Raw genomic sequence first — 15,042 nt, forward strand, 5'->3', positions numbered from 1 at the left:
CGACACCGACGATGGTGTCGGGCTCGTTGCCGACCAGGAGCTGGATCACGTCGCGGCGCGGCTCGTCAGCGGCCGGCTGGGCGGGGTCGAGGTCGAGCGCAACGTCGATCTGAAGCGCATCGAGGTCGCGGTACGGGAGATCCTGACCGCGGTCGGCGAGGACCCCGATCGCGACGGGCTGCGCAAGACGCCGGCCCGCGTCGCCAGGGCCTACGCCGAGCTGTTCGCGGGGCTGCGCGTCGACCCGGCCCAGGTGCTGAACACGACCTTCGAGGCCGACCACGAGGAGCTCGTGCTCGTGCGGGACATCGAGGTGCAGTCCATGTGCGAGCACCACCTGCTGCCGTTCCACGGCGTCGCGCACATCGGCTACATCCCCGGCGTCGACGGGCGCATCACCGGGCTGTCGAAGCTGGCGCGGCTCGTCGAGGTGTTCGCGCGGCGGCCGCAGGTGCAGGAGCGGCTGACCTCACAGATCGCGGACCTGCTCATGGCCCAGCTCGAGCCGCGGGGCGTCATCGTGGTCATCGAGTGCGAGCACATGTGCATGTCGATGCGGGGCATCCAGAAGGGTGGCTCGCGCACGATCACCTCGGCGGTCCGGGGACTGCTTCGCGACGACGCCAAGTCGCGCTCCGAGGCGATGGCGCTGATCATGCACGGTTGATTGCTGCATTTGTACCCCCTGTGCCCACACCGGGCACAGGGGTTCTTTGTTGCGGGCGTCTTTCTGCCGCCGGGCCGATTCGTTCGCTTTTCGCGCTCGTGAACCTAGGGGTCGATCGGCGTTCGCATTCGCGGGGTCGCTGGGGGCCGGTCGCTTTTCGCGTTCGCCGGGCCGCTGGGGGTCGATCGCTTTTCGCGTTCGCCGGGGCGCTGGAGTCGTTTGTTTCTCGCGTTCGCCGGGGCGTTGGGGTGGTTCGTTTTTTGCGTTCGCCGGGGCGTTGGGGTGGTTTGCTTTTCGCGTTCGCCGGGGCGCTCAGAAGAACAGGATCACGCCGCCGAACACGAGGATCGGTATGAGGGCGATCAGGCTGATGACCAGGCCCAGCACCGGGGTTCGGGACGTCGTGCGGCGGGTCATCGCGCCGATGGTCAGCCAGCCGAGTCCGAAGGAGAGCGCCGGCAGTACCAACGCACAGGGAAGGGCCAGAAGACCGACGCCGCTCAGTTCCTCGCTCGCCAGCAGCGCCGGGATCTGCACGATGGCGGCCAGGAGTGCGAACAGGAAGTAGACGCCGGCGTTGACCCACACGCGGCGGTTGGACGCCGCCTGGCGACCCGGGGTCGTCAACTCCGCCTCAGAGCGCTTCAGACCGCCCGCGGCCATTCGCAGTGCCGTCGACACCCTCCCCGGAACCGATCCCGGCACCGGTGGGCTCAGCGGGCTTACGACGCCCGTTCCCACGGCTCCGCCCGGGCCGGACACGGGCACGCCGCTGACGCGGTTCGGCACGCCGCTGACGGGGACGCGCGGGACCGACCCGGTGTTGTGCGGGTTCGGGGGGATCGGGGGGGCACTGCGCGGTACGACCACCGGATGGCCGCCCGTCGCGGACCCCGCGGCCCTCGCGACGGCCGGCGTCCCCGGCATGGCGGACGTCGGCACCCCCGACACCGGGGGCGCGCCCGACACCGGCGGCCACGGGGGCGCGCTGACCGGGGGCGTGAGGATGCGCTGCCCCTGCGGCCAGGCGCCGCTGCCACCGGAGAGCGCGGCCGGCGGCGGAGGCGGGGCCATCGGCGCGCCGCGGCGCGGGTCGACCGGCTGCGGGCCCGAGGTCAGCGCGTTGTGCGCGGCCTGGATCTCCGGCCACGCCGGACGCAGCTCCAAGGGGCGCCCGCCCGCCTCGCCGGCCACCTCGGACAGGTAGGCCTCGTGGTGCGCGAGCTTGGCCCGGATGTTGTGCAGGTCCTGCTGGGCGGCCTTGAGCGCGGACTTGTGCTCGGCCACGATCGCGATCACCTCGCGCCGCACGGCGTCGAGGCGCTGGCCGGCCGCCACGTATTCGAGCCAGGCCGTCCGGCTCGGCTCGCCCACCGGCACCGGCGGCGCCGTCCACGGCCCGCTGAGCTGTGCGCAGACGCGGCGGACGAGCTCGACGGGCGGCCCGGGGTCGAGGTACACGGGGGCGTTGAGCCGGCTCGGGCCCGTGCCGGTGCCGGAGAACGTGGCGCCGGGCGGGTCGCCGACCCACGCGTGCGGGTTGCGGATCGCGATCTGGGTCGCGTGCGGCAGCGGCGCCTGGGTCGTCTCCTGCGTCAGCGGCGGCGGCGGCCAGCCCGCGGCGATCAGGTGCAGCCGCCCGGCCGGCCCGGCGTGCGCGAGCTGCGCGATGCGCGCGAGGTCGCGGCCCTCGGTGAGCTCGGGCAGCGACGCGATGACGATCAGCAGCGTGGGGGCCGGCCCGTCGGTGCGCGCGGCGAGCCAGCGCTCGCCCTCGTCGAGCACGCTGCGCAGCCCCTCGGCGTCGCTCGCGGGCCGCGGCATGATCGAGTCGATCCCGGTGAACCAATCGAAGGTCCCGCCGTCGACCACGGCGTCGATGGCCCGAATCCGCACCGAGCCGGGCGGTGAGGAGGCGAGCAGCCGCAGCACGAGACTGCGCAGCAGCCCACCCACGCGCGCGTCGCGCGCATCGGCGTCGATCGCGATATGGCCGGCCCGCAGCAGCGGTACGATCACCGGGAACCGCGCGTCATCCAGCGGATGCGCCTGCCCGACCCGCACGAACGTGGGCGGCAGCGGCCCGCCGAGCGGCGTGCTGGGCGCCAGTGCGTCCAGTTGCGCCCCGAGCCACCCGGGCGCGAGCAGCGCGCTGTTGGAGCGCAGACTCGCGGCGAGGTCGTGCTGTTCGGCGTACTGCTCCGCGGGGGCGGCGTTGGGGGAGTACCTCTCGAGGATCGGCCCGGCGGCGGCGACCAGCGCAGCGGTGTGCCGATGCTGCGCAGCCGCTCGCTCGATCCGTGCCCGCAGGCGTGCCACCGTGCCCCTTCCGACCCAAGCAGATGACGGGAACGGTAACGCAGACGGGCATTCTCGTCAGCAGGCGCCATGGGGCTTACGCGTTGTCGCAGGTAGCCGCGTCGCCTTCGGATCTTCCCGGCGCGGGAGGGTGCTCTGGGGGCGCTTGGCGGCTAGCCTCTGGGGCGTGGACCCATCGATTCCCAACGAGCCGAACGTCGACCACGGGCGGTCGATTCCACGCTCGCGTTCGGGCGAGAACGAGGTCCTTGAGGGCGAGGTCATCGGCAAGGGGGTGCCGATCGGCCAGCCCCGCACTGGGCCCCCGCCACCGCCGGCTCCCCCACCGGGAAAGCCCCGCAAACCAGGCCAAGTCCGCCGCACAATCCTCTGGACCCTCCTGGCGATCGTCGCGCTGAGTTGTCTGGCGGGCGGCATTACCGCTTTCGTCTTCTACAGCCAAGCCGCTGAGCCAGACCGAGGCAGCCCGACGGTTACCCTCGTCCAGTACGTCGACGTCCGATTCAATAATCGCGACGCGATCCGGTCGGCAGATTTCGAATGCGCGGCTCCGCATCTGGAGGCGATTGACCAGGCTCTCGACGAGATTCGTGTGCTCGAGACGAAATACAGCATCGCTATAACAGTGTCCGCATCGGATTTGGCGCCTTCGGTGAACGGGGACTCCGCCGACGTCGAGGCAACGCTCAACGTCGCCATACCGGAAAATAACGGGGCCACATCGGTTCAGCTTCAGAAGTGGTCCTTCCATTTCGTCAACGCCAAGGGCTGGCGGATCTGTGGCGCGGAACGCCGGGGCTGAGCTACTCGACCCAGAGCAGGTGTACCGGCACTTCCATGGTCTTAGGAGCCTGTCCACTCCACGCCCACCGATACCAGTCCACCTCCCGGCAGACCCGCACGCAGATGTCCCCCTCAACCCCGTCGTACGCCTCGGTCACCGCCCGCAAATCCCGCTGATCCCGCCCAGTCTTGTCGTCAGGCCCGGGCACCCGAACCACCCGTGAGCCGGTGACCCGAGGCACCTCCCGAACCCGCCGTGGAAATCGGGCGGGCGGCGCGTCGAGCGAAACCAGCGCGAGGTCCGACGGCGGGTCGACGGTGCTGGAAACGCGTTCGACCCAGACCCGCTCGAGCGGGACGAGGGGAGCGAACACCTCGGTTTGTTCGGTCTCGGCGCGGTACCACTCCTGCTCCGGCAAAGCCGGCACAAAGGTCCGAGAGGCCTGCACGATGGCGTCGTCGATGCGCAGGTCCCCGCGCCAGCCCAGCCCCGGCAGCCCGACGACCGCGCGCAGGCCGCGAAGACTGCGAAGCGACGACGCAGGCACGAGCTCGATCCCGGCCGGTGTGCGTTCACCGCTTCCAGCCAGCAGATCCCAGTCGGGAAAGTCCTCGGAGCTCACGACTTGACCCCCAGCGGCGCGCCCATGCGCTGCATGAACGGCACGGGATCGATGGCGCCATTGTTGCTCGGATCGCTGTTCATGTGTACCTCGAAGTGCAGGTGCGGCCCGGACGAGTGCCCGGTCGTGCCCGAGAAGCCGATCTCCTGGCCGGGCGCGACGTGCTGGCCGATGGTGACACTGGGTTGCTTGATCATGTGGCAGTACCGCGTGAGATAGCCGTTCGCATGCTGGATCTCGACGTACCAGCCGCACCCGAGCACGGACGGCGACCCGTCGCGCCAGCAGCCCCACTCGGTGCCGTTGGCGAGGTGGGCCTGGCAGCGCACCTTCACCACGAGCCCGGCGGCCGCGGCCCGGATCACCGTGTTGCGCGGCACGATGAGGTCCACGCCCTGGTGGGTCGGGCGCGAGGCGGTCCGGAACCCCGAGCCGACCTCGCCGTTCACCGGCGCCGTCCAGCCCGACGCCGCGATCTGATCCCCGCTGACGCACGTGAGCTGGTTGGAGTTGCCGACCGCGCGCGCCGCTCCGCCGGTGAGCGAGTTGACGACGGTGCTCGCGGGCGCCTCGTGTTTCGCGTACGCGTTCGGGTACGCGCTGCGCTGCACCCTCTGCGCCGCGCGCGTCAGACTCATCTGCTCCCAGCCGGGCACCTGTACGAGCTTCTCGTAGAACTTCCGCGCCGCGTACTGCGGATCCATGATCTGCGCCGGCGTACCCCACCCGGTGCTCGGCCGCTGCTGGAACAGCCCGAGCGAGTCATGATCGTTGCGCGCCCCGAGATTCGGCAGGTTGTGCAGGCTCGACTCCTGCATCGCCGTGGCGACCGCGATCACCCACCCGCGCGGCGGCACCTTCAGATCCTGTCCGACCCGGACGATGATCGCCGCGTTGCGCACCTGCTCGTCGGAGAGTTCATGATGCTCCGGCAACGCTTTCGCGGCCACGTCGACGAGTTGCCCGTTGCCGCACCCGGCCGCGTCATAGTCCTGCGTGTTCCGCGCCGCATCCATGAAGAACGCGACCGCCCCGCCCCCGCAGCACAGCAGCACAAGGCCGAGACAAAGAGCACCGATGAGTGCTGGACGAAGCCGTTTTTTCTGCGTCGGTACCGTGAAATCGTCGTCATCACCGAGAACGCTCACGACGCCTCCAAGCCCCGCGACGTGCCCCGACCCAGATCGTCATGAATGCCGGCCCGCTCGTCATGCGGTCTCCCAGTCGAGCGACGTGACGAGCCACCGCCCACCGGAAGCCTGCAATTCCAGCACGATCGTCCCGCCCTGAGCCGGAATCCGCGCCACGGTCGCCGGGCCGACATTCTGCAGCTGTACGTCCCCGGTAACCGCGTCAGTAGGCACGTCCGCCGGGTCGGTGTCGGCGAGATCGGTCATCAATTCGGCCGAGGCGTCGGCCTTCAGCCCGGCCCGCCACTGCTCCCCAGTGATGCCAGGCTTCCGGAGCCAAGCTTTCGCGAACCGAGTGGCAACGGTGGAGACGTCAGCCGCTCCCTTACTGAGCGACGGCGCCGGATTGGCGCTCTCGTCAACCCCGTCATCCCCGAGCGAGGCATACGGGTCCGCCGACGTAGGAACGGCCGCGACGGTAGGCCCGAGCGCATCATTGGCGGAATTCCCGTCCCCGCGATCGAGCACGGTCCGCCCGAGCCCCACGACAATGAGCACCACGACGACGAGCACCAGCGCGATGCCGTACCGCGTACCAAGCAGCCGAAGGACCGTACGCATACTGTCGCCTACCCGGGAAGACTGGCCGACTCAGGCCGCCGGGCAGGCGCCCGCTCGGACCCGGTACGCTCCGACCCGGGCCGATAAATCGAGTACGACGGCGCATTCTCGGCCGGCACATCGGGCTCATCCCAGGACGGCTCTCGCCGCCGAGTCTGCCGCCCAGCCCCACCACTACCGCCGCGACTGCGCCCAGCCCCTCCGGTCTCGGGCCGCTCAACGGGCGCGATTTCCCCACCGCCAACAGAAACGGTGTCCTCACTACGAGACTCCGGCCGCTGCTGCGTCTCCACCCTCTCCCCGCGCCGCTGCGAGCCCGGCTCCCGAGTCCCCCCGGCGTCCACGACCTTGAGCGCAGCCGCCTGCCGCACATCCCGCATGAACAACCGATGCCAACTCCCGGCGGAGGTGAGCGCCCGCGTGGAGTCCTTCCCCCCGAGCTGCGTAATCCGCCGGTACGGCCGCAGCAAGAGCCACCCAACAACCCCGGTGAGCCAGATGAGCAAAACCTGCAGCCAAGGCGCCAAAGAAGCCGTTTTGAGAATCAACGTAACCGCAAAAAGATAAATCGCCGATCCCGTACCGAAGATTATGATGTTGAACATGGCTGCAATAACTGCGTTGCCAAGCCTTCGCAGTCCCGCATTTGCTGGTCGCAGTAGTCCGAACGTGCCGAGTACGGGCGCCGCGATGACTGCCCACCGGAACAGTAAGAAACCGAGGATGACGAGGACAGAAGAAGTGATGTCGAAGAGGGCGAAGAAGATGGCGGAGAGGATTGCAAGGAACCCTGCTCCGATTCGATCCATGCCCTTACCTCCCTGGAGGTGCTCATAGGCCTCAGGGTCTTCGGTCTTGATTTGTTCGGCGATTTTCATCCAGCGTTGCTGCTTGCGCTCTATCATGGCTTTGCGCATGCTGGACTCGATCGGAGGGCCCGGTCGTCCCTCCTGAATACGTTGCTCCTCATCTTTCGCCGCACGACGCTCGTCCTCGCGGATGGTGTTGATCTCATCCCAGGAGAATGACTTTGCATCGTATAGGGCGGGGCCATATTTCCGCGCCGTCTCGGTATCCGCAGAGCCGAGCGTACCTCGTAGCCAGTTCTGGTATAGGAGACCGTCAACGACTGTGTCGCTCGCTCGAACGGCTGGCGGTCGAGGATCTTCACAGGCTTGTTTGTCGGGATTGTGGCACTCGTCTGGAGGAATGGCCTGAGATGGCGGCCCGACCGCCTCGTGGACGACTCCCAGGCTTGATACAAGCCCCCGGTCGGCTAGACTTGCTGACCAGGTTGGCCAGCGCGCGATTCCGGTGATCAAGATCATCACGAAGATTGCCCACCCGGCCGTGGTGACAGCGCTGGAAAGATCGGATTGCCGCGAACGCCACAGCAGATAAAGTCCGACTATCGTCAAGGTGACCGCTCCGAAAGCGGTGAAAACCTTGTCGTATATTGCTTTGGTTGCCTGTTCCACAAGCGGGTCCGCCCAACCCCACATGTAGGACGGGTCCCATGCGCGTTCACGTACCGCATTCGAGGCGCCGATGACGGATGTGGCGAATAGGAACTCGCCGTTTGCGACGGTGTTCTCGAAGTCGGCGCTCGGATTGGTCACCGCTGACGCGCACTTGAGGTCGTACGTGGAAAAATCGTAGCCGGCATAGCCGTAGCTGCTGTATCGGAAACGAAGCCTTGAGACATTGGGGATGTTGGGCTCTTTGGCAAACCACCCGGCCATGCCAGAGTCGGGCGCACTCGGCGTTGGAGCGTCCAGGCAACTGAGTCGACCCTGAATATCGACTTGAAGGCGATCTGCGCAGCTTTGGAAGTTGCCTGGAACGCGCCAAGCATCGACGGTGCAGAGGGGGTCGCCGGGGGCGTAAGCCGTTGGTGAAGCTGATGCCGGGGCCATAGGCCCTGCGAACAATGTCGCCAAAGCCGCGACGAGGACCACAACCACGTACACGGGCAGGCGTCTCACCGCTCATCCTCCGGCTCATCGTCGTGGACGTCCACGACCTCCCCGCCCAAGGCAGCGCCAGGAGCAACGCCGCCGGGCGTGGTGTCGAGGTACCGCAGCAGATCCGCAACATAAGAAACGTCCACGCGCACCTTCTGGACGCGCCCGTCCACGTCGCGCATCACGAACTCGCGGAAGCCCAGGCGCGACGAGGAGCTGGTGTCCACCTGGGAGAGGGCCGCGAGGGTCTGCTCGTAGCCGACGTCCGTGGGGACGCGCAGCAGGCGCAGCGCCTCGGCCGCGATCTCGCTGTCCTCGGCGATGCGGCCCACGAAGACGGTCGAGACGAGGTTCTGCACGTCCAGGCCCAGGATGTCCTTCGGATTCTGGGAGGCGACGAGCGCGGCGAGGTTCCACTTGCGGGAGTCGCGGGCGAGGCGGACGAGGAAGGAGCGGCCCGAGCGCCAGCCCTCCATGAAGTGGGCCTCGTCCAGGCCCACGAGCTTGCGCTGGGACATGTCGCCGCCGTAGCAGCGGCGCACGGCGAGGCGGTGGGCGGTGTGCAGCATCGGCAGGGCTAGCGACTCCTCGGCCGACCAGTACTCGCGCTCGATCTTGAGGTCGGGCAGTCGCAGGCCCGCCATCGTGATGACGGTCAGGGCCGCGTCGGCGCCGAGCAGGCCGGGGGGCGGGGAGCCGAAGAAGAGCATGGCCAGCGGCATCTCGGCGGTGTCGAGCAGCAGGTTGCCGAGTTCGGTGGCGTCGTGGTCGCCGGTGTCGCGCAGCGAGCGGATGACGTCCTCGAGCGTCGAGGACTCCTCGGCCGGCACCTGACGGACGGCGTGGCGCAGCATCGTCGCCGTCGAGGCCTCGCGGGCCACCTGGGGCGGTACGAGCATCATGCAGATGTCCTGCACGAGCATGCGGCGCTCGGCGCGGGCGTTGGAGATCGCGATCTCGAACTCGCGGTCGCCGGCCGGGCCGGGGGCGTAATGGCCGCGCTGCGGGGTAGGGATGAGGGCATAGGGGGCGAGTGTGCCCTGCTCCGAGCCGGTCAGGTTGAGCACGCGCGAATACGGCGCCAGCTCCGGCATGCTGCACAGGCGCGCGAGCGGTCCGGACGGGTCCAGCAGGGTCACCTGGACGCCGCGCCGCGCGGACAGGTAGCCCAGCGCGCCCATGAGGGTCGACTTGCCACCGCCGGGCTCGGCCACGAAGACGGCGAGGCCCGAGCGCTCCCGCACCTCCATCGGGAAGTGCAGGTCGAGGAAGACCGGGCGGCGCGAGGTGCCCGCCGTGCGCCCGATGAGGTCGCCGCGGCGGTCGCCCACGGTCGAGGCGGCCTGGGGCAGCGCGGCCGCGAAGAGCTTGACCGGCATGCGGCGCAGGTAGCCGGTGTTGGCCAGCGGCTCGCCCGGGATGAACTCGCGCGCGAGCCAGTCCTGGTTCTTCGGGTGCTGCAGCGCGACGCGCATCTCCCGCGAGTACATCTGCGTGATCCGGCGGGCCCGTTCGAGGCACTCCTCACGGGTGCGACCGCCGACCGCGACGCGATGCCAGCCGTGCGCGCGGGACGAGTCGACGGGCAGGCCGGTGCTGATCTCGTCGCCGATCGTGAGCGCCCGCTTGGCCAGGCGCTCGAGCTCCGGGGGCGCGTCGATGCCGTGCTCGGAGTAGTCGGCCTGCTGCGAGCGGATCAGGCGCAGGCGGTGCTCGAGGTTGCGGAACGAGTCGTTCGGGCCCAGGATGTCGATCCGCGACGACAGCTCCATCGGCCACGGCAGCCGCTCGTGGAAGTGCAGCCACGGCTCGTGCCGCTCGGGGATCTCCAGGGGCTCCATGCGCCCGACGGTCAGCACGGCGACGTGGCGCTCCTCGCCGGTCTGGCGATTGACGAGCTTCACCGTGGATCCGTACGGCGTGCGATAGCGCTCCACCGCCTCGGTCAGCGCCAGCAGGTCGCCCGCCTCCCAGGACCCGTCGAGCGAGGCGATGTGCCCGGGCGGGGACATGCACAGCGCCACCGACCGGTAGAGCAGCCACTCCAGCTCGAACGCGGTGACCCGCCGGCCGCGCATGCCGAAGGCGCCCAGCACCTCGTCGAACTGCTCGACGGTGCGGGCCATGCGGCGCCGCTCGGCGTCGGCGACCCCGCGCTTGAACAGTGACCCGATGCGCTCGGACAGCGTGTCGCCCAGCGTGCGGCGGGCGAAGGCGATCCCGAGGTACGTCTGACCCTCGGCGTGATTGATCGACAGCAGGTGCTTCTGGGCGTTGACCAGGTGGTCGGACCAGGAGGGCGCGCCGGGCACGGAGGGCAGCGGGTGCGGCGTGTTGCCGTCGACCACGCGCGCCCACTGGTCGGCCGGGAACGGCCGGGTCGTGCGCCGCAGGTGCAGCCGGAAGCCGGCCAGGCCCGCGTACTGCTCGGAGATCGCCGACAGCAGCGCCTCCCGCTCGGCGTCGGGGCGGAACGCCCAGCGCACCTCGGGCAGCCAGTACCAGGCCGTGACCGTGTTCGGCGTGAACGTCAGGTGCCCGGCGATCTCGGTGATCGCGAGGTCGATCGCCGCGCTGCGGTCCTTCTGCTTCGGCTTCGGCACCTTGTCCAGCGGCGTCCGGCGGCCCCGCTGCGGCGGCGGGGTGGCGCGGGGCGGCCGGGGCGGCTGCTGGGCGGGGACGCCGCGGGCGGGCGGGGTCCGTCGCGCCGGCGGCGGTGGTGCCGTGGTCACCGCTTTTCGTGCGGTACCGCCCGCAGGAGGCCGCCCCGCGGGTGCCCCGTACCGATCGGCGGCCCATTGATCCGTCGGCGTGATCCGCTCTCCGGCGCGGGCCGGTCCCCCGTGCGGGTGGCGATCGCCGAGCGGCGGGTGCTCGCCCGACGGGTCGCGCCCCGGCACGGAGGGCCGCCCGCGCAGCGCCGGGCGCCCGTTGCTCTCGGTCCAGTTGTCGTACGCCGGCCGCTCGGGCAGCGCCGGACGGGCGGGCGGAGCCGCCGGTCGGTCGCTCAGGGCCGGACGCGTGGGGAGCCGCTCGCCGTTCGCGGTCGCGGGGTTGCGCGGGATCGCCCGCTTCGGCGCGCGCAGGTCCTCGGGCGCCCGCGGCGCCCCCGACGACGGCGCGGCCGAGATCGGGATGCCGGAGACGGGCTGGACGCGGTCGGCGTGGCCCGGGCCCGGCTCCAGCGCCCGCAGCCGGTCACGCGGGGGACCACTGGGCTGTTCGTCGAACAGGCCCAGGAACGGCGAGTCGACCTCGGGCGCGGGCTGGGCGCTCACCGGCCGCTGCGGTCCGCCGGAGCGGCCCGTGCCGCCGTTCGTGCCCTTCTCGCCCACGGGGCGCGACGAGCCCGGCGCGCCGGGTCCGGTGCCGCGGAACATCGCGACGCGACCGCCCTCGGCCGCCGCCCGAAGTCCGCCATCGTAGTCGGTTGACTGCGCAGCGTCGTCGTCGATGTCCGAGCGGTCCTGATAGCCCCCGGACTTGCGGGGAGGCGGAGTGGTCATACGAGCTCACCGGTGAGGTCCGGGCGGATGCGCACCTTCGACGCGACCAGGCGGGCGTCACGCTGCTCGGAGCTGGGCTCGCGCGTGTGACGCCAGTCGGTCAGGGCGGTGCGGACCACCATGCGGGCAGGTCGATCGGGGTCGACGTAACGGAAGATCAGCGACGTCGCCACGATCGCGAGGGCGATCTCGTAGGCGGGGAAGTAGTCGACGTGCAGCGTGATCAGGTAGCGGATGAACATGAACAGCGGCACCAGCAGCGCGAACACCCCGTACTGCGCGTACGGCAGCTGAATGGGCAGCGTGTAGCCCGGCGGGCCGAGGTAGACCAGGCGGGCCCGGTAGATGTCGTCGTCGGTGCGCAGGCGCATGGCAGGTCAGACCTACTTGAAGATGAGGCTGACCAGCGAGTCGCCGAAGAAGAACAGCGACGCCGCGCCGGCCACGAACGCCAGGCCGATGATCGCGATCGCCGAACTCGTCAGGACGCGCGAGACCTCACCCTTGCTGGCCCGGCCGATGAAGATGACGCCCAGCGCCGCCAGCAGGATCGGCACGATCTTGGTCGTGAAGAACGTCAGGATGCCGTCGGTGTTGATCGTCTTCGGCTCGGGTGCTGGCGTCGGCGCGAGGGCGATCGCATCCACGGCGCGTGCGGCCGAGCCCCACATCGCCTGGCCGATCTCCATCAACATCATCAGACCTCCCCGGAGGCGCGACGGGCGAGGTGCACGCCGCGCGTTAAGCCTCGCCGAAAAGACGACCCAGGGGTACAACCCCGGCTGCTGTGTCGTCCTCCAGCGGAACCTTATCCGGGCGTTTGCCCTGCTAAATACCCTTTGTCGGGTTTAACGGTCCGAATAACGTTCACTTGCAGAGAGTACGTTGCAGCACTCTTTCCAACAAGCTGACCGAAGCGTGGTCAGTGTGCACAGTGTGCCTCGTGAGGTGGCTGAGCGCCCTCCCCCTAAGGTTGTCGCAGGTCGCCACCGGGCGGCCGCATTGAGTTGAGTACCTTCATTCAAGTGACGGTCTTGCGACGTTCAACGCCGCTCGTGATGGGCGTGCTCAACGTGACCCCGGACAGCTTCTCCGACGGCGGTCGCTACGCGGACCTCGAGGCCGCGGTGGCCCACGCGCGCCAGATGACCGCCGAGGGTGCCGACATCGTCGACGTGGGCGGGGAGAGCACCCGTCCGGGGGCCGGGCGCGTCGACGCCGAGACCGAGTCCGCCCGCGTGCTGCCGGTGATCCGCGCCCTGCACGCCGAGGGCATCGCGATGAGCATCGACACCACCCGCGCCGCCGTCGCCGCCGCCGCGCTCGAGGCCGGGGTCGAGCTGGTCAACGACGTCTCCGGGGGCCTCGCCGACCCCGACATGGGCCGGGTGGTGGCCGCGGCCGGGTGCCCGTGGGTGCTCATGCACTGGCGCGGGCACTCCCGGCGGATGGCGGAGCTTGCGGTCTACGGCGACGTGGTCAAGGAGGTCGCCGCCGAGCTGCTCGAGCGCGTGGACGCCGCGGTCGCCGCCGGCGTCGACGCCGAGCGGATCATCCTCGATCCCGGGCTCGGCTTCGCCAAGCGGCCCGAGCACACCTGGCGGCTCGCCGCCCACCTGCCCGAGCTGGTCGCGCTCGGCCACCCGGTGCTGGTCGGCTCCAGCCGCAAGTCGCACCTGGGCCGCCTGCTGGCCGACGCCGAGGGCCACGACCGCCCGGCCGAGGACCGCGAGGCCGCGACCGTCGCCACGACGGTGCTCTCGGTCGCCGCCGGCGCGTGGGGCGTGCGGGTTCACGACGTCCGTGGCAACGTGGATGCGATCAAGGTGTGGCAGGCGATGAGGGCGGCGGAGTGAGACCCGACAGCAGCGACCGGATCGCCCTGCGGGGGCTCACGGTCCGGGGCTTCCACGGCGTGTTCGACTTCGAGCGCCGCGAGGGCCAGGACTTCGTGATCGACGTCGACCTGGAGCTCGACCTGCGCCCGGCCGCGGCCTCGGACGACGTCAAGGACACCGTGCACTACGGCGAGCTCGCCGAGGGGCTCGCCGCGGTCGTCTCCGGCGAGCCGGTCGACCTCATCGAGACCCTGGCCCAGCGCCTCGCCGACGTCTGCCTGGCCGACGAGCGGGTGCGGGCCGCGACCGTCACGGTCCACAAGCCGCACGCCCCGATCCCGCTCCAGTTCACCGATGTCGCCGTGGTCATCCGCCGGGAGCGGTCGTGACCGGTCCGCAGGCGGCTCAGGCTTTTGGGCACGCCACCGACGAGCGAAGTGAGGAGGCGGCGTGACGAGGGCAGTGCTGTCGCTCGGCAGCAACCTCGGCGACCGGGAGGCCCACCTGCGGGGCGCCGTCGCCGGGCTCGGGGACAGGGTGTTCCTGGTCTCGGGGGTGTACGAGACGCCCCCCTGGGGTGATCCCGACCAGCCGCACTACCTCAACGCGGTGCTGCTCGCGACCGACCCGGACGCCGCCCCGGCGGACTGGCTCGCGGCCGCCCACCGGCTCGAGGAGGCGGCCGGACGCGTGCGTGATCCCGCGCGCCGCTTCGGCCCGCGTACGCTGGACGTTGACGTGATTGCCGTGTGGAACGACGACGGGGCGCCGGTGACTTCCGGCGACCCCGAGTTGACCTTGCCACATCCGCGCGCCCACCTGCGCGCATTCGTGCTCCGGCCCTGGCTCGACATCCAGCCGTATGCCCAGCTGCCGGGGCACGGATGGGTCAACGACCTGCTCCGCGCCGACGTGGTCGCCTCCGACCTCGCCGACCTGCGTCCAAGAGTTGACGTCCACCTCGATACGTGATCTGGAGCGGAAAGCAGATGGGCACGCCGTCACCCGAAGACCACAACACGAACGGACCGAACGGATCCAAGGGCCGGATGGAGCCGACCCGCCCGGCCACGCTCGTGATCGCGGCGCTCGCCACCACGGCGCTGGCCTGGATCGCCATCAGCAACTTCTGGAACAGCCTGCCGACGCTGCCCTGGCTGCCGCCGCTGACCCTGATCGGCCTGGCGATCTTCGAGGGCATCGAGGCGTACTCCACCCGCAACCGCATCCTGCGCAAGGAGGGCGCCGGCCCGCTGCAGCCGCTGGTGATCGCGCGGTATGCGGTCCTCGGCAAGGCCTCCGCCCTGGTCGCGGCCCTGTTCGGCGGCATGTACGTGGGCCTGTCCACCTGGCTGCTCACGCAGCGCGGCGTGCTGGCCAAGGTGTCGGAGAACCTGCCTCAGGCCCTGCTCGGCGTGGCCGGCTCGATCGTGCTCATCGCCGCCGCGCTCTGGCTGGAGCGCTCCTGCCGTGTGCCCCCGAGCGACCGGGACAAGGACCTGCCCCGGCAGAACCGCCAACCCGGCAGCGACCGGACGCCGGACGACCAGAATGCCTGATCAGCCCGCCTGATCGGGGCCGCGGACCCGCT

Annotated in this window: 14 protein-coding genes; 6 read left to right on the forward strand and 8 right to left on the reverse strand. The window is 70.2% G+C overall.

Annotated elements, in window-relative coordinates; all coding sequences use genetic code 11:
- Positions 1-40: 40 nt before the first annotated feature.
- A complete protein-coding gene (folE, locus tag ACQP2P_RS02860) occupies positions 41-667 on the forward strand; it encodes a GTP cyclohydrolase I FolE (protein WP_433618939.1) in 627 nt (208 codons plus the stop codon).
- Positions 668-979: 312 nt separating this feature from the next.
- On the opposite strand, the gene ACQP2P_RS02865 is transcribed toward folE, so the two are convergent.
- Positions 980-2,986, reverse strand: coding sequence for a hypothetical protein (locus ACQP2P_RS02865; RefSeq protein ID WP_433612986.1), 2,007 nt, complete (start codon positions 2,984-2,986; stop codon positions 980-982).
- Between the two features lie 166 nt (positions 2,987-3,152).
- Between ACQP2P_RS02865 and ACQP2P_RS02870 the strand changes: the two genes are divergently transcribed.
- A complete protein-coding gene (locus ACQP2P_RS02870; protein WP_433612988.1) occupies positions 3,153-3,788 on the forward strand; it encodes a hypothetical protein in 636 nt (211 codons plus the stop codon).
- A 1-nt stretch (position 3,789) separates the two neighbouring features.
- On the opposite strand, the gene ACQP2P_RS02875 is transcribed toward ACQP2P_RS02870, so the two are convergent.
- From ACQP2P_RS02875 to ACQP2P_RS02905, 7 genes are read right to left on the reverse strand one after another with little or no spacing between them, the layout of a single operon-like run.
- Positions 3,790-4,392 carry a hypothetical protein gene (locus ACQP2P_RS02875; RefSeq protein ID WP_433612990.1) on the reverse strand — a complete coding sequence of 201 codons (603 nt, stop codon included), beginning with the start codon at positions 4,390-4,392 and terminating at the stop codon, positions 3,790-3,792.
- Positions 4,389-5,540, reverse strand: coding sequence for a M23 family metallopeptidase (locus tag ACQP2P_RS02880; protein WP_433612992.1), 1,152 nt, complete (start codon positions 5,538-5,540; stop codon positions 4,389-4,391). Before ACQP2P_RS02880 ends, ACQP2P_RS02875 begins: the two co-directional genes overlap by 4 nt.
- A gap of 60 nt (positions 5,541-5,600) precedes the next feature.
- Positions 5,601-6,143, reverse strand: coding sequence for a hypothetical protein (locus ACQP2P_RS02885; RefSeq protein WP_433612994.1), 543 nt, complete (start codon positions 6,141-6,143; stop codon positions 5,601-5,603).
- Between the two features lie 8 nt (positions 6,144-6,151).
- The gene (locus ACQP2P_RS02890; protein WP_433618941.1) at positions 6,152-8,119 is read right to left on the reverse strand and encodes an MFS transporter; all 1,968 of its coding nucleotides are present in this window, start codon (positions 8,117-8,119) and stop codon (positions 6,152-6,154) included.
- Positions 8,120-8,124: 5 nt separating this feature from the next.
- A complete protein-coding gene (locus ACQP2P_RS02895; RefSeq protein WP_433612996.1) occupies positions 8,125-11,613 on the reverse strand; it encodes an ATP-binding protein in 3,489 nt (1,162 codons plus the stop codon).
- Entirely contained in the window at positions 11,610-11,984 is a 375-nt protein-coding gene (locus ACQP2P_RS02900) for a hypothetical protein (protein ID WP_433612998.1), read from the reverse strand. The genes ACQP2P_RS02895 and ACQP2P_RS02900 overlap by 4 nt, the downstream gene beginning before the upstream one ends.
- 12 nt (positions 11,985-11,996) lie before the next feature.
- On the reverse strand, positions 11,997-12,311 hold the full coding sequence (locus tag ACQP2P_RS02905) for a hypothetical protein (RefSeq protein WP_433613000.1): 315 nt from the start codon (positions 12,309-12,311) through the stop codon (positions 11,997-11,999).
- Positions 12,312-12,671: 360 nt separating this feature from the next.
- Between ACQP2P_RS02905 and folP the strand changes: the two genes are divergently transcribed.
- The 4 genes from folP (at position 12,672) to ACQP2P_RS02925 (ending at position 15,010) form a co-directional block, all read left to right on the forward strand.
- Positions 12,672-13,469 (forward strand): dihydropteroate synthase, encoded by a 798-nt coding sequence (gene folP / locus ACQP2P_RS02910; RefSeq protein ID WP_433618943.1) that lies wholly within the window; start codon positions 12,672-12,674, stop codon positions 13,467-13,469.
- Positions 13,466-13,840, forward strand: a complete 375-nt coding sequence (folB, locus tag ACQP2P_RS02915; protein ID WP_433613002.1) for a dihydroneopterin aldolase — start codon at positions 13,466-13,468, stop codon at positions 13,838-13,840. The genes folP and folB overlap by 4 nt, the downstream gene beginning before the upstream one ends.
- A 61-nt stretch (positions 13,841-13,901) precedes the next feature.
- Entirely contained in the window at positions 13,902-14,423 is a 522-nt protein-coding gene (gene folK / locus ACQP2P_RS02920; RefSeq protein WP_433613004.1) for a 2-amino-4-hydroxy-6-hydroxymethyldihydropteridine diphosphokinase, read from the forward strand.
- 77 nt (positions 14,424-14,500) lie between these two features.
- Positions 14,501-15,010, forward strand: a complete 510-nt coding sequence (locus tag ACQP2P_RS02925; RefSeq protein WP_433613006.1) for a DUF3180 domain-containing protein — start codon at positions 14,501-14,503, stop codon at positions 15,008-15,010.
- The last annotated feature ends 32 nt before the right edge of the window (positions 15,011-15,042 follow it).

Origin of the sequence: Dactylosporangium sp. CA-139114 (assembly GCF_050955725.1) — a bacterium.
Taxonomy (GTDB): domain Bacteria; phylum Actinomycetota; class Actinomycetes; order Mycobacteriales; family Micromonosporaceae; genus Dactylosporangium.